This window comes from Rhizobium leguminosarum bv. viciae USDA 2370 (genome assembly GCF_002008365.1).
GTDB lineage: Bacteria > Pseudomonadota > Alphaproteobacteria > Rhizobiales > Rhizobiaceae > Rhizobium > Rhizobium leguminosarum.
The window spans coordinates 266,554-280,561 of sequence record NZ_MRDL01000059.1 but is presented as its reverse complement, the minus strand read 5'-3'; the positions used below and the strand labels follow the sequence as shown (position 1 = coordinate 280,561).

Annotated in this window: 10 protein-coding genes; 2 read left to right on the top strand and 8 right to left on the bottom strand. The window is 61.5% G+C overall.

Annotation, left to right across the window (positions count from 1 at the left end; translation table 11 throughout):
* Window positions 1-12: 12 nt before the first annotated feature.
* Together BS629_RS35415 and BS629_RS35410 are read left to right on the top strand one after the other, a co-directional pair.
* Window positions 13-1,071, top strand: coding sequence for an ABC transporter ATP-binding protein (locus tag BS629_RS35415; RefSeq protein ID WP_018245614.1), 1,059 nt, complete (start codon window positions 13-15; stop codon window positions 1,069-1,071).
* Between the two features lie 19 nt (window positions 1,072-1,090).
* Complete coding sequence (locus tag BS629_RS35410) at window positions 1,091-2,362, top strand: MGH1-like glycoside hydrolase domain-containing protein (protein WP_027690911.1); 1,272 nt, start codon at window positions 1,091-1,093, stop codon at window positions 2,360-2,362.
* Window positions 2,363-2,375: 13 nt separating this feature from the next.
* On the opposite strand, the gene BS629_RS35405 is transcribed toward BS629_RS35410, so the two are convergent.
* The 8 genes from BS629_RS35405 to BS629_RS35370 all read right to left on the bottom strand — a co-directional run bounded on the left by BS629_RS35405 (window position 2,376) and on the right by BS629_RS35370 (window position 13,975).
* On the bottom strand, window positions 2,376-5,003 hold the full coding sequence (locus BS629_RS35405) for an AAA family ATPase (RefSeq protein ID WP_018245612.1): 2,628 nt from the start codon (window positions 5,001-5,003) through the stop codon (window positions 2,376-2,378).
* Window positions 5,000-6,124, bottom strand: a complete 1,125-nt coding sequence (locus BS629_RS35400) for a metallophosphoesterase family protein (RefSeq protein ID WP_018245611.1) — start codon at window positions 6,122-6,124, stop codon at window positions 5,000-5,002. Before BS629_RS35400 ends, BS629_RS35405 begins: the two co-directional genes overlap by 4 nt.
* A 289-nt stretch (window positions 6,125-6,413) precedes the next feature.
* Window positions 6,414-7,805: an aldehyde dehydrogenase family protein gene (locus BS629_RS35395; RefSeq protein WP_026188694.1), complete on the bottom strand. Its 1,392-nt coding sequence runs from the start codon at window positions 7,803-7,805 to the stop codon at window positions 6,414-6,416.
* 1 nt (window position 7,806) lies between these two features.
* Window positions 7,807-9,453: an acetolactate synthase large subunit gene (locus BS629_RS35390; RefSeq protein ID WP_018245609.1), complete on the bottom strand. Its 1,647-nt coding sequence runs from the start codon at window positions 9,451-9,453 to the stop codon at window positions 7,807-7,809.
* Window positions 9,454-9,701: 248 nt separating this feature from the next.
* Window positions 9,702-10,229, bottom strand: coding sequence for a GNAT family N-acetyltransferase (locus BS629_RS35385; protein WP_018245608.1), 528 nt, complete (start codon window positions 10,227-10,229; stop codon window positions 9,702-9,704).
* Window positions 10,226-10,504 (bottom strand): type II toxin-antitoxin system TacA family antitoxin, encoded by a 279-nt coding sequence (locus tag BS629_RS35380; RefSeq protein WP_018245607.1) that lies wholly within the window; start codon window positions 10,502-10,504, stop codon window positions 10,226-10,228. Before BS629_RS35380 ends, BS629_RS35385 begins: the two co-directional genes overlap by 4 nt.
* 154 nt (window positions 10,505-10,658) lie before the next feature.
* Entirely contained in the window at window positions 10,659-11,537 is an 879-nt protein-coding gene (locus BS629_RS35375; protein WP_026188693.1) for a DUF6030 family protein, read from the bottom strand.
* A 323-nt stretch (window positions 11,538-11,860) separates the two neighbouring features.
* Complete coding sequence (locus tag BS629_RS35370) at window positions 11,861-13,975, bottom strand: carboxy terminal-processing peptidase (RefSeq protein WP_018245605.1); 2,115 nt, start codon at window positions 13,973-13,975, stop codon at window positions 11,861-11,863.
* Between the last annotated feature and the right edge of the window lie 33 nt (window positions 13,976-14,008).

The following is a 14,008-nucleotide window of genomic DNA, read 5'->3' as shown; positions in this document are numbered from 1 at the left end:
GGGACCAGAGATATGGCCAATATTGTCATCGACCGCATCCGCAAGAGCTTCGGAGCCTTCCAGGCGCTGAAAGAGGTCTCGCTGACGATCAACGACGGCGAATTCGTCTCGCTGCTCGGTCCGTCCGGCTGCGGCAAGACCACGCTGCTGCGCATCATCGCCGGCCTCGAGACCGCAACGTCGGGAGATGTCCGCATCGGCGACAAGTCGGTGATCGGCTTGCCTCCCAAGGATCGCGGCCTTGCGATGGTCTTCCAGAACTACGCCGTCTTTCCGCACATGACGGTCTATGAGAACGTCGCTTTCGGGCTGCGGATGCAGAAGGCCGACGACGCCAGGGTGAAGGCGCAGGTCGAGAAGGCCGCCGGCCTCCTGCACATCGAGCAATATCTCGACCGCTACCCGAACAAGCTTTCTGGCGGCCAGCGCCAGCGCGTCGCGGTCGCTCGTGCCCTTGCCGTCGAACCGAAGGTTCTCCTGATGGATGAGCCGCTTTCGAACCTCGACGCGTTGCTCCGCCTCGAAATGCGCACCGAACTCAAGACCGTGCTGCAATCGGCGGGGACCACGACGATCTACGTCACCCACGACCAGACCGAAGCCATGGGCCTTTCCGACCGCATCGCCGTCATGCATGGCGGCGTGGTCGAGCAGGTCGGCCATCCTGTCCAGATCTACAATCACCCGGCAACACGTTTCGTCGGCGGCTTCATCGGCAACCCGCCGATGAATTTCATCAAGGTGCCGGTGACGAACAGCCACGTGGCGGCAGGCGCCGAGCAGCTTGCCGCGCCGCAGGGGTCCGGCAATGAAGTGATCCTTGGCCTGCGCGGCGAAGCCGTCGAACTCGCACCGCTGCCGCAGGGTCTCGAAATGAGGGTACGCGTTGCTGAACCGATGGGCTCGCACCTGCTTCTAACCGGCTCGATCCACGACCAGCCGGTGCGCGTCATCCTGCCGGCCTCGGAAACCGTCAAGAGCGGCGACACGATCGGTCTGAAGCTCGACCAGAAGCGCATCACCTGGCTTTCACCCGAAAGCGGCAAGTCCTTTCCGGCCGTCTTGGCCTAAGAATACCGGAGCATCCGACATGAATATGCATATCGACCAGGCGAAGCGCATCCTCGCCGCCAACGATCGCGGCGGTTATACTGTGCCGACAGACCGGCTCTATCCCTTCCAGTGGAACTGGGATTCAGCCTTCGTCGCTATGGGCTTCGCGCTCTACGACATCGATCGCGCCTATCGCGAGCTGGAACGGCTGGTCGAGGGCCAGTGGGCGGACGGGATGATCCCGCATATCGTCTTCCACGCGCCAAGCGAAACCTATTTCCCGGGACCGAAAGTCTGGCGCACGACGCACATGATCCCGACCTCCGGCATAACCCAGCCGCCGGTCTTCGCGATCGCGCTGCGCAAGCTGCATGAAGCCGCCGCGGGCAACGATGCCGAGACGCGCACCCTGCCCCTCTACGAGGCGGCGCTGAGATGGCACCGCTGGTGGTATTCCGCCCGCGATCCCGATGGCACCGGGCTCGTTGCGCTCCTGCATCCCTGGGAAAGCGGCAGCGATAATTCTCCCGCCTGGGACATCGCGCTCGCTCGTGTACCCTCCACCACCGATACCCCCGTCGTGCGCAAGGATACCGGCCATGTCGATGCCGACATGCGCCCGCGCGACGAGGATTACCGCCGCTTCATTCATCTGGTCGATACCTATGCCGCCTGTGGCTGGGATCCAGCGAAACAATGGGAAAAGGCGTCCTTCAAGGTCTCCGAGATCCAGACGACCGCCATCCTGCTCAAGGCCGGCGAAGACCTCGAGCACCTTGCCCGCCTGTTCGACCGGACCGAGGACGCGATCGAGATCGCTGCCTTCAATAACCGCACTCGCAAGGCGATAATGGCCCAATGGCGGCCGGATCTTTCGCGCTTCGTCTCGAGAGACCTGATCTCCGGTGAAGATGTCGAAGCCGCAACGCAAGCCGGTTTCATCCCCCTCCTCTCGCTGGACCTCGACAAGCAGGTTGCCGGCGCCCTGGTTTCGGAAATGAAAGCCTGGTCCAAGGATCTCAAGGTCGCCTTTCCGACGACGAAGCCGGGCATCGCCAGCTGGGAGCCGAAGCGTTACTGGCGCGGCCCTGCCTGGGCGATCATCAACTGGCTTCTGATCGACGGACTGAATCGCAATGGCCACGCGGATGTCGCCGAAGAGCTGCGGCGATCCACCATCGCGGCGATCGAAACGGAAGGTTTTGCCGAATACTTCGACCCGGTCACCGGCCAAGGATGCGGCGGCCTCGGCTTTTCCTGGACGGCCGCCGCCTATCTGTGGCTTGAGCGAGGCGTCGGCGTCGCCTGAGCATCGATCCTCATCAATCCGGCTGCCATGGCTGCATGGTGAGCACATTGCCGCCCAGCTTGGCGAAGGCGCGCTGGCGGCAGGAGAAGACGAGGATCTGCTGGTCGCGGGACTGGCGGTGCAGCGCATCGAACATCCGCTCGATCCGGTCGTCGTCGGAATAAACAAGCGCATCGTCGAGGATGACAGGCGCCGGCCGGCCGTCGCGGGCAAGCAGCCTTGCGAATGCGAGGCGGGTCAGCACCGACAGCTGCTCCCGCATGCCGCCGCTCAGCCGGTCGACATCCTCGTCCAGGCCGTTGCGGCGCACGATCTGCGGCAGCAAGGTGTCGCCGTCGAACGTGATCGAGATGTCGTCGAACAGCAGGCCGAGCAGCGGGGCGAGTTCGTTCATAACAGGCTTGAGATAGAGGTCGCGCGCGGCCGCCCGCGTCGCCGTCAGCGCCTTGCGCAGGCGATCGAGCACGCCCACCTCCGTCTCGAAACGCTTCACCTGCTCGCGCGCCGCTGCCAGCAAATCCCGGCTTTCCAACCAGTTTTCTTCCACCGCACCGTCCGAGCGGGTGCGGATCTGACCGCCGAGATCGGCAAGCTCTTCGCGAAGCCTGGCAATTTCGCGGCCTGCGGCGTCGGCGACCGAGCGCGCCCTGGCAAGGGCGGCCTCTGCGCCTGCGAGGTCCCGCCCTGTCCTGCGCAAAGGCTCGGCCCGCAGTTCGACAGCATCGACCTGCTCTTTGGCCCTGGAAAGCTTGAGAGCAAGGTCCTGTTGCAATTCAGTTCGGCCGGCTTCGGGGCCGATGACCGCCTCGATGGCCTCGAGTTCCTGGCCAAGCCTGGTGTGCTCCGTCTGCGCGCGCAATATGGCCTCGCCGGCTTCCGTGCGCATCACTGACGCCTCCCGCGCCCGGTTCCGCGATAGTTCGATGCGCCGCGTCGCATCCGCGAGACGGGCGCGCACCTCTTCCGGGTCGGCCTCGAGTTCGACCGGATCCTGGCTGAGTTCGGCAAAGCGTGCGGCGTCGAGGTGAAGCTTGTCAATGCCATTCGGGGCGAGATCCGCGAGCCGCTGGCGCGCCCGCACGAGTTCCTCCTGCTTGTTCCGCGCGGCAATATCGCGCTGTCGCGCCGCTCGCAGACTGTCGACACCGAGCTTGGCAAGCAATGTTTGGCGCGTGGCTTCCGCAGTCTCCAGCGCCCCGTCCTGATCTGCCTGCCGGCTGGAGTGGATGGTCAGGGTGCCGACGCCTGTTATGTCGAGCTTCGCGATCCCGGCAAAGCTTCTGTCCTCACCCCCAATCAAGGGCTGGCGGTCCATGCTCACCGATCCGGAGGCATCCTTCAGGTAATCGACCCTGAGCGTGGGAAGACCGACCTCGGCGGCTGCACGCAAGCCGACGATCTTGAGATCCAGCGCTTCAAGCCGCTCGACCGCATCGGCTGGAATGGCGAGCAATGCATGCGCCGCCTCCCCGTCCTCGATCTGCTGGCGCGCCGCTTCCGCCTGTTCGAGACGCAGACGGACCTCGGCCAGTCGCTCTGCGGCGTGGCGTGAACGGAGCGCTGCCTCCAGCCGCGCAAGCAGTTGACGGTCTATCCGCTCCTCCTCTTCGGCCGCCTGCACCTCCGCCGTTGCCGCCTCGCTTTCGGCCAGCGATGCCGTGCGTCGCTTGGCTGCACTCGAGAGTTCTTTCTCCGCCAAGGCGAAACGCCGCGCGAGTTCGCCGCTGCGGTTCAATGCCGTGTGGAAGCGGTCGAATACCTGTTGCGCCTCATCGCGGCGGCTGGCGGCCAAGGTGGCCTCGGCATCGAGCGCTTTGAGTTCCCTGTCATGCAGTTTAGCGGCTTCGAGCACCACCTCGGCATTGGCAATCGCCGTCTTTCGGCCGGCTTCCTCATCAGGGTTTTCCAGTTCGCTCAGTCTCGCCTGCACTGAGCGGCGGCGGTCGAGTGCGCCGTGCAGCATCTCGACCTCCTTGGCCAGCCGGGCCTCCTCCTCCTGCAGCCGGTCACGCTCCTCGAGAGCGGCGGCAAAGCGGCCTCCTGCCTTCGGCCGGAGCGTCGCGGTGACCAGGCGATTGAGTTCGTCCTCGCAGGCTTCGAGCACCGCCGACATGCGCCGTCCGCCCGTCAGCGCCTCCACCTCGCCCTGTACCGAAGACAGCAGGCTTTCGCGCACCCGCTTGTCGTTCTCCTCCTCGCTCTTGCTGCGATTTTCGATGCCGGTGACGCCTTGACGCACCCAGAGCAGGCCTGCCGGGCCGGAGGTTCCGCCGGAAATGAGATCGCCGATGAACGCCTCGGCCTCGTCGGCCTGGGCGACGATCCGGCCGCTGCCGAGATCGGTGACGCTGGCACGCCGTCCGCTATGGAACTGCTTGGTCAGGCGGTAGCGGCCGGCTTCGATCGTGATATCGGCCTCGACGATCGGATTGCCGCCGCTATAGGGGCGCAGCATCTGCACGCTCTTTGGATTGCCGCTGTGCGGTTGGAAGAACAGGGCATGCAGCGCCTCGAAACAGGTTGATTTGCCGTGTTCATTGGCGGCGCTCAGCACATTGACGCCGTCGGTGATTCCTTCGACTGATATGCCGCGGCCGGCGAAACGTTTGACATTGTGGAGGCGAAGGGCGGTGAGTTTCATCGATCGATCGCCTCGCAATAGGAAAACAGGCGGATCAACGCTTGGCGCGCCACGTTCCTGTCGTCGCCGGAACGGGCCTCGTCGAGGCTTTCGGCAAGCAGCAAGTCCGCAGCATCGCGCAGCGCACCGGCTCGATCGATGGTCTCGAGATCATCGCTCTCGCAGTCGGTCCCCAGAAGGGCGGTATCGATCTCCAGATGCGCAAATTCCGGCGCGACCTGCTCCAGCAGGCTGATCATTGCTGTGCGCCCGTTCAACCGGGCACGGCCGGACAGCGCGATGCGCAACAGGGTTTGTCGGCGCGCGAACGGTTCCGGCAACGCGGCCTTCAGCACTTCAACACCGTCTTCCGATACCAGCAGAGGAAGGTGCAATGTCTGCCAGGAAAAACTGGCGGTCGTCACCGCCGCCGTCGTCGGCATCGCCCCCTGCCCGGCAATGGAAACGACCATCGCCTGCCCCGGCCTGTCATGCTTGAAACGGTCCGGCTCGGGCGCACCGCTATAATACGTCCTGGCGTCCACCGCCACCGATCCGTGCCAATCGCCGAGCGCCATATAATCGAGGCCGGCCAGCGCCGCGCGGTTCGGCGCAATCACGTTGGTGGCCGTGGCATCCTCCGAAAATTCCTGGATCGGGCCATGGGCGAGGCCGATGCGGATAGCGCCGTCCGGTGTGGCGGCACCCGTCATCCATTCGGTCAGGTCGCGGCCCGGTCTCCTGGTCGTGCAAGGCGCCGGCAGCAGGATGACATCAGGTCCAAGCGGAAGGGGCACCGCTTCCGTCGCCAGGATGACATTGTCGGGCACAACGCCGCGCGCCGCACTCCAGAGCTGGTCCGCCAGCAGTGAATCGTGGTTGCCCGGAAGCAGGACCCAGCGCAGCGGCGTATTCCGGGCCATCTCGCCAAGCGCTTGCCGAAGCACGGCAGGCGTCGGCGTCTCGGTATCGAAGGTGTCGCCCGCGAGCAGGATGACACCAGCGCCATGCTCTCGTGCCGCCGCGGCGAGCCTAGCGATCACGCCATGCCGCGCCTCGCGCAGGCGCCCTCTCAAATCCTCCGGAAGATTGCCAAATCGTTTGCCAATATGAAGGTCCGAACTGTGCAGGAAGGAAAACATTAATCAGCTATGTTTGCGATGCGCTGCGAGCTTTCGAGCATGGCCAAGGACCTCTCGTCCGTAGTTTCGTGATTCCGTTGTTCCATGACAGACCATGCCTCCCGATAACAGGCGAGGCAAGTCGATCCTGGCTGAGCGAGCTGTTATCCAATGCTTGTCTAACTCTCAGCGGTACTCGACATCGCATCGCCCAGCAGCCTCGATGCAAATGCCGCTGGTCCAGCACGCTGGCGAAAGGGTCGTCCATTGTCTTTGTCGGCTGCCAACGGCGACGGAGTACCGACTGATCTTAAGTAACCTGGTTGAACACGACCATCTTGTCGTCGGCCATCTCTGCCATCGTTGAGGGAATGCCGCCGACCCCGTATCCGGACTGTCTGCGTCCGGCGAAAGGCATCCAGTCGGTGCGAAACGCCGTATGGTCGTTGACGAGAACGGCCGATGCATCCAGATGTTTTGCCGCCTTGAGAGCAACCGCTATGTCGGCGGAAAAGACGCTTGCCTGGAAGGCATAGGGCAGCGAGTTGGCAATGCGGATCGCCTCGTCGAGGTCGCGGTAGCCGAAGACGCAAGTCAGCGGTCCAAAGACCTCGAGCACCGACACCTTCGCTTCGACAGGCGGGTTCAGCAGAACCGAAGGCAGAAGCGTCGTATCGGACATCCGCCCGCCGCCGATCTGCTTGGTCCCGGCATCCGTCGCCTCCTTGATCCAGCTCGTGACGCGGTCCGCCTCGCGCGGCAGGATGAGCGGCCCTACCTCGGTTTGTGCAAGCTTGGGATCGCCGACATGCAGGGCCGCAACCTTGGCGGCGAGAGCCTCGGTGAAGGAAGCCAGAATATCTTCGTGCACGAAAAGACGCTGCGCCGACACGCAGACCTGCCCAGCGTGGTAATAGCCGCCCTTGACGATGGTGCCGACAATCGCATCGACATTGGCGCTGCGGTCGACGATCACGGGTGCCGCTCCGCCATGTTCCAGCGCGCATCGAGTGCCCGGCGGCAACTTGCTCTTGAGGTACCAGCCGACCTTTGCAGAGCCGATGAAACTCAGAAACGCCACGCGACGATCGGTTGCGAAGGCTTCGGCAAGCGCATTGTCCTCGGTGATGAGGGTCTGGCACCAGCGTTCGTCGAGACCGGCCTCCCAGAACAGCTTGACGATCTCGATGCAGGAAATCGGCGTCGTTGCCGCCGGCTTCACGATCACAGGGCAACCGACCGCAATCGCCGGCGCGATCTGATGGATGATGAGATTGAGCGGATGGTTGAACGCCGATATCGCCGCCACGACCCCGATCGGCTCCTTGGTGGTGAAAGCCCATCGGTTCGCGCTGGCCGCAGTCAGCCCCATGGGGATTTCCTTGCCGCCGAAATTGCGCAGTTCGTCTGCCGCGTTCACCAGGCCGTCGATCCCGCGCGTTACCTCGATGATTGCGTCGGTCAGCGGTTTGCCGCCTTCGCTGGCGATCATCATCGCAAAGCGGTCGCGGTTCTCCTGCAGAAGCGCCGACGCCTTCCTGAGGATTGCCATCCGCTGATGCGCGGGCAGCCAGCCGTCGCGATCGGCAAAGGTCTTTGCGGCGACCTGAAGCTTGCGCTCGAGCGCGGATGCGTCGTCTGCCGGCAGCTCTGCAATCGGCACGCGGTCGAACGCCTGATAGACCTTCATGGTAGACTGCATCTCAGGCCTCCAGTATCGCGGGGAGCCGCTCGCGAAGCTCCTTCACCAGCACGCGTTCATTTTCCGAGTAGTCGACCGGCACATTCACCAGATGGACGCCACCTCCAGAGAATGCCTCTTCGAGGACCTTTTTGAACTGGCCGATATCGTCGACCCTGGTTCCCCTGGCGCCATAGGATTCGGCATATTTCACGAAGTCGGGATTGCCGAAGGTCATCCCGAAATCCGGGAACTCATCCACCGCCTGCTTCCAGCGGATCATGCCGTAAGCATTGTCCTCGATGACAAGAACGACGAGGTTGAGTTTCAGCCGGACGGCCGTCTCGAGCTCCTGGGAGTTCATCATGAAGCCGCCGTCGCCGCAGATCGCCATGACACGCCGCTCCGGGTAGAGCATCGAGGCAACCATCGCCGACGGCAGCCCGGCTCCCATCGTTGCAAGAGCATTATCGAGCAGCAGCGTGTTCGCCATCCGCGTCCGGTAGTTTCGGGCGAACCAGATCTTGTACATGCCGTTGTCGAGCGCCAGTATGCCGTCATGCGGCATCACCTCTCTTATATCGTGGACCAGCCGCTGTGGCGTGAAGCGATCCTCCGTCGCCCGCGCGGCGATGCGCTCGAGAATGCGCTCGCGGAGATGAAGAAGCGCCTGCGCGTTTGGCAGCTTGCCCTCGAGGCGATCGGCCAGCGCCTTCAGAGAGGGGCCGATGTCGCCGATGACCTCGGATTGCGGGAAATAGACCTGCTCGACGGTCGCCGGCTGATATCCGATATGGACGACCTTCGGACCGCCCTTGCCCATGATGAACGGCGGCTTCTCGATGGTGTCATGGCCGATCGTGACGATGAGGTCGGCCTGTTCGATGGCTTCGTGGACATAGTCGCGCTCCGACAGCGCCGCGGTGCCCATGTAAAGTTCGGTTCCACCCGGAACCGTTCCCTTCCCCATTTGGGTCGTGAAGAACGGGATGCGCGTGCGGATCACGAATTGCGCGATGTCGGAGGTCGAGCGCGGACGCGAGGCGGCGGCCCCGAACATCAGAAGCGGACGCTTGGCCGCGGTGATGAGCGCGGCTGCGCGGTTAAGCGCCGCCTCACTTGCCGTCGGCAGTTCGAGCTGGTGCGGCGCAATCAGCGCCACCTCCTGGCATTCTTCGGCCGCGATATCTTCCGGAAGCTCCAGATGCACCGGCCCCGGCCTTTCCTCCTGGGCGATGCGGAACGCCTCCCTGACCGTCGTCGGGATCATCTGCGGCGATACGATCTGCCTTGCGAGCTTGGTCAGCGGCTTCATCGACGCGACGACGTCGACCACCTGGAAACGCGCCTGGCGGGATGAGAGGATCCCTTTCTGACCGGTGATCATCACCATCGGCATCGCACCGAGCAAGGCGTATGCCGCACCCGTCGAGAGGTTGAGAGCACCCGGCCCAAGCGTCGTCAGGCAGACGCCGGGCTTGCCAGTCAGGCGGCCATAGGTCGCGGCCATGAACGCCGCCGCCTGCTCGTGTCGGGTGAGCACGAGCTCAATCGACGACTTGCGGATGGATTCGACGACGTCGAGATTCTCTTCGCCGGGAATGCCGAAGATGCGCTCGACACCTTCGTTCTCAAGCGCTGCCACTAGAAGATCGGAGCCTTTGGTCATGGATGTGTGCCCGTGCTGTTTGATTCGAGGCTTCAAAAGGAAGGACCCTTCGAAGATATGTTCTTTTCCGGGCCTGTCCATGCATTCGGCGGCATCGGCGGTTGTCCTCAATCCCGGTGAGAGTTTGTAGATAGGATTTGGGGCGGGAATAAAAAAGCTCTCCGCAGTTCTGCTGGCAAACAGCTTTGACTGATGATGTGAGGTGTCGCGGTTCGGGCCGGCAGCACAATGGCTTGGCGGCTAAACGGCTACAGGAGCCCCTTGGCCTTCAGGTCGGCGGCGAAGGTGGCAAGCGGCATAACGAGGGTGAGCGGTTTCCCTTGCAGCGGTTCGGCGCCGTAGCTGGCATACCAATGGGCGGCGCGCTCGCTCTTGGCATCGATGATTAGCAGGATCCCGCCGCCCTCGCTGGCGAGCCGCAGGCAACGGAGCGCTGCAGCAGCGATGAGCTGACCGCCTAAACCTTTTCCCGCCACCTTTATGTCGGTTGCCAAGCGCGCGAGCTTGAAGCCTGCGACTTCATGGCGTGCGAGGCCTCTCGTCATCTTCGGAGGCACGGCCTCATGCGTAACGGCAGAGGGCGCGACTGTGTAGAATCCGAGGATGCGATCAGGGTGGGCCTTGTCGATAGCGCAGAAGGTTTTCGCCGCATTCTGCTCATGGCTCTGCCGGGCGAAGCGCCGAATGAACTCGTTCATTGCCGCATCACCGCAATCGAATGAGGCCCGATCATGCGACTTAGCGATCGGCTCTTCATGCCAGACGGGGAGGGTCACAAGGCATCCGGTAGAGCAGAGATCGCGGCGCGTAGTCTCGCGTTTGGTTTGGGCGGGCGTTCAAGCAGGTCGAGGATGCGGATGAAATCGCGGCTCGAAACGGTCTCAACTTCAGCAGCCTGGATGACGGCTTCGGCTTCAGGTACTATCTTATCGAGAATGAAATCGGCCATATCCTTGTTCGAAAGGGCAGCTGCGCGCGCGATCATTGCCTTCTGCTTTGGCGGGATGCGCAGCTGGTAGCGTTCGGATTTATTGTCCGCGGTTCTCGGCATAACTATCTCCTTGATCTCAATATAACGTACACATAGTATGTGTACAAGAAGATTTAGGGATGATCGCAGCATTCATGGCCGAAATCACCACGGCGGTCTGTTTGGCTGCTCGGCGTGACGCTTTCATCGCTCAAAACGATGAAGCCGTCGATGTTTAGCCACAGTTCCAAATTGATCTTGGACTTTGACGGGGGCTTGCGACGTCATTGAGCGCAATTGGCTGATATGGATGCCCCCAAGCGCTCCCTGAAGATGAAGCTGGCAGGAGCACTGCGGGCATTTGTAGCCAGCGCTCAGTCGAAAAATACATCTTGGTCCTCACCTGCGAACCTGAAGTCGCCTTAAGGCCAAGAACAAAATTAAAGATATTTGCGCTGCCGGCTTCACGTGTGAAGCTGAGATAGGAGCCGAATCGTTCGTATTCGACATTTTGAAGGTTTTGGATCGAGGCAAGAGTATCCTCGAAATCACGCCAGCACGCCTGCTTCACAATGATCTCGAAAATGCGTAGGACGGCCGGGGCGAGGCGTCCCTGGGCGTCGGTCGTTGGCCCAATAATCTTGGCGCGGATCTCAAGAATGTCGCCCATTTCATCTCCGCGAACCTTCAGGAAGGTCGAGCTGAGCGGACGCACCTCGTCCCGTTCGTAGATGCGCTGAAAATAGCATTCATAGCTGCGATTGCGCATCGATGCGGCTTTCCATTCGCTCATCTCGATGCCGGCCTCTCGAAGAGCACCGCAAATATTCGGCCCCGAGACGCGCCATATCCGCAGAAACTGACTTGCCAATTCCAGCTTCGGGACCTCGATCAGCTGCAGCGATATCGACATCGGCGGGAGGGTAGAAGGAGCCGCCGGATCAGGGCGGGCGGCTATGCGAGATGATCGGACAGCCTTATTGAGAGCTCGATGTTCATAGGGCCTGACCGGCTCTTCGAGGTGGTGGATTTCGCGATAAAAGACAACGATGCCTGCAAGAAGCAAAACGGGTATCAAAAGGCCCCAAAGCAGAGACCGGCGGTTGCTCAGCAACGGGAAATTCCGGTGCCAAAGCGGGCTGTCGCGAGGAGGATCGACTGCTGATAGCACTTTGTCCACGGCGCGACCTCACGAGAAAAACAGGAGCGGCTGCGAGCTCGAACTCAATCAACCTCGATCCTATTTGCGACCAACCGGTACCGGTCGGCGCGTGGACCAATCAGCCCTGCTGGCGACTCCTTCTCAGGCGAGCAACGGATATGAAAAACGGTACAGTCTGTCCGACTCACCTTCAACACTGCAAGTGTGAAGTCGCGTGTGTCGAGCGTCAAGCAGCAACCCCAGTGGACGGCGTTCGCCCTCTAGGTGTCGAATGACTATTTTCCGTCCGTTTTTCCCGTTTGTTTCGTGGCTGCCTTTAGCATGCCTTCCTGCAAATCCACCTCGTCGGCAAGAATGGCGGCCGCCTCATCCAGCAGGACGTCTTTGGCGTTCTTGCGGGCATTCTCGATGGCAATATCAGCGCTCAGGCTGCGCTCGCCGGCCTCAAGGCCATCATCTCCAAGATCCTCGCCATCCCCTGCTTCCGCTCGATCCTTGAAGCGTTTCTCGCGAGCCGTCGCTTCTTTGCGACGCTCGGCTTCATTGAGGGAGATGACCCCTTTTTCGCGCTGGGCCTTGAGGTCGGCAATGTCTTTCAACAGGCGTTGGAAGTCCGGATCGCTGCCAACCCGCGCATCATGGCGGCTTTGCAATGTCGGCAGCAGCGTCGTGACAGTGTCAGCGGGCGTGTAGTTCGCGGGCTTGATCTCAGCCCACGGCAGCGCATTGTCATAACTGGTCTCCCCGAAAACAGTCGGATCGGACAGTCCCGGCAAGCCGATATCAGGCGTCACGCCGCGCAGCTGCGTCGTACCGCCGTTGACCCGGAAAAACTGGGCAATTGTCACTTTCAGCTCCCCGAACTCGGGTTTGCTGTTGCGGACGATCTGGTCAAGATCGATGACGGTTTGAACGGTGCCCTTGCCGAAACTGGGTTCACCGACGATTACGCCTCGACCGTAGTCCTGGATTGCCGCGGCAAAAATCTCCGAAGCCGACGCCGAGCCGCGATTGATCAGGACACCCATCGGACCTGTCCAGACAGGCGCTGCAAACTCAGCACTTTTAACCTCGATCTTGCCGTCGCTGCGACGTTGCTGAACGACCGGTCCATTGCCGATGAAGAGACCGGTCAAATCAATTGCCTCGTCCAATGAACCGCCGCCATTGTTGCGCAGGTCAATGAGAACGCTGTCGACCTTTTCCTGCTTCAGTTCGTCGAGAAGCTTGGCGACATCGCGGCTTGCGCTTTTGTAATCCTTGTCGCCTTTGCCCTTGGCTTCAAAATCCTCATAGAATACCGGCAGCGTGATGATCCCGATTTTACGCGTGGCGTCGCCCGCCTTCACGGACAGCACAGTCTTCCTGGCGGCCTGCTTGTCGAGACTGATTTTATCGCGCACCAGGCTGATGACGCGGTGCGTGCCATCTGCTCCGGCATCTGCCGGCAGGATGTCCAGCCGCACGACGGAGCCTTTTTTTCCGCGTATCATCTGCACGACTTCATCAAGGCGCGTGCCCACCACTTCCTTGATCGCCCCATCCTTGCCTTGACCAACACCGGTAATGCGGTCTCCGACCGCGAGCTTGCCGGACAGTTGCGCCGGCCCGCCAGGCACGAGCTCACGGATCGTCGTGTAGTCGTCGCGTTCCTGCAGCACAGCTCCGATACCAAACAGCGAAAGCTTCATCGAGACATTGAAGTCGGCTGAAGCGGCCGCGCCGAAATAGTCCGTGTGCGGATCGATCGACGTCGAATAGGCGTCCATGAACGACTGGAACACGTCGTCGCTTTTGAACTTGTAGGCGCGCTCGAGTGTGTTTTCGTAACGTTTGTCGAGCGTTTCGCGAATAGCCGTGTCGGTTTTGCCGCCGAGCTTCAGCCGCAACCAGTCGCTTTTGACGCGTTTGCGCCAAAGCTCATTGCTTTCGGCTTCCGACTGCGACCACGGCGCTTTATCGCGCAGCACCGAATAATTTTCCTGCGTACTGAAATCGAAGCCCTGCTTCAGCAGGCTGCGCGCGTAGTTCATGCGGTCGACAACGCGCTGTTCATAGGCGTTGAAAATCGCAAACGGGATCTTCAAGTCCTTCCGTTCTATCGCATCGTCGATCTCGTTGCGATCTGACATAAACCTGTCGATATCCGCTTGCAGGAAGAGCATGCGGTCCGGATCAAGTGACTTGATGAACCCATCCATGATCCTGGCCGACAAGGCGTCGTCGAGTGGAACGGGCTTGTAGCTATACCGCGAAAGAAATTGTGCGCTCAACTCAGCGGCTTGCGCCTGTCGCTTTAGCGGCGCCAAAACAGGCGGTGATGCGACTTCAGCATATGCGGACTGTGCAATTGCAAGAAATGCACCAAGGAAAACGTAGGCTATGCGCATGCAGCGTTGATCCAATTCTTTATGCCTGATGTC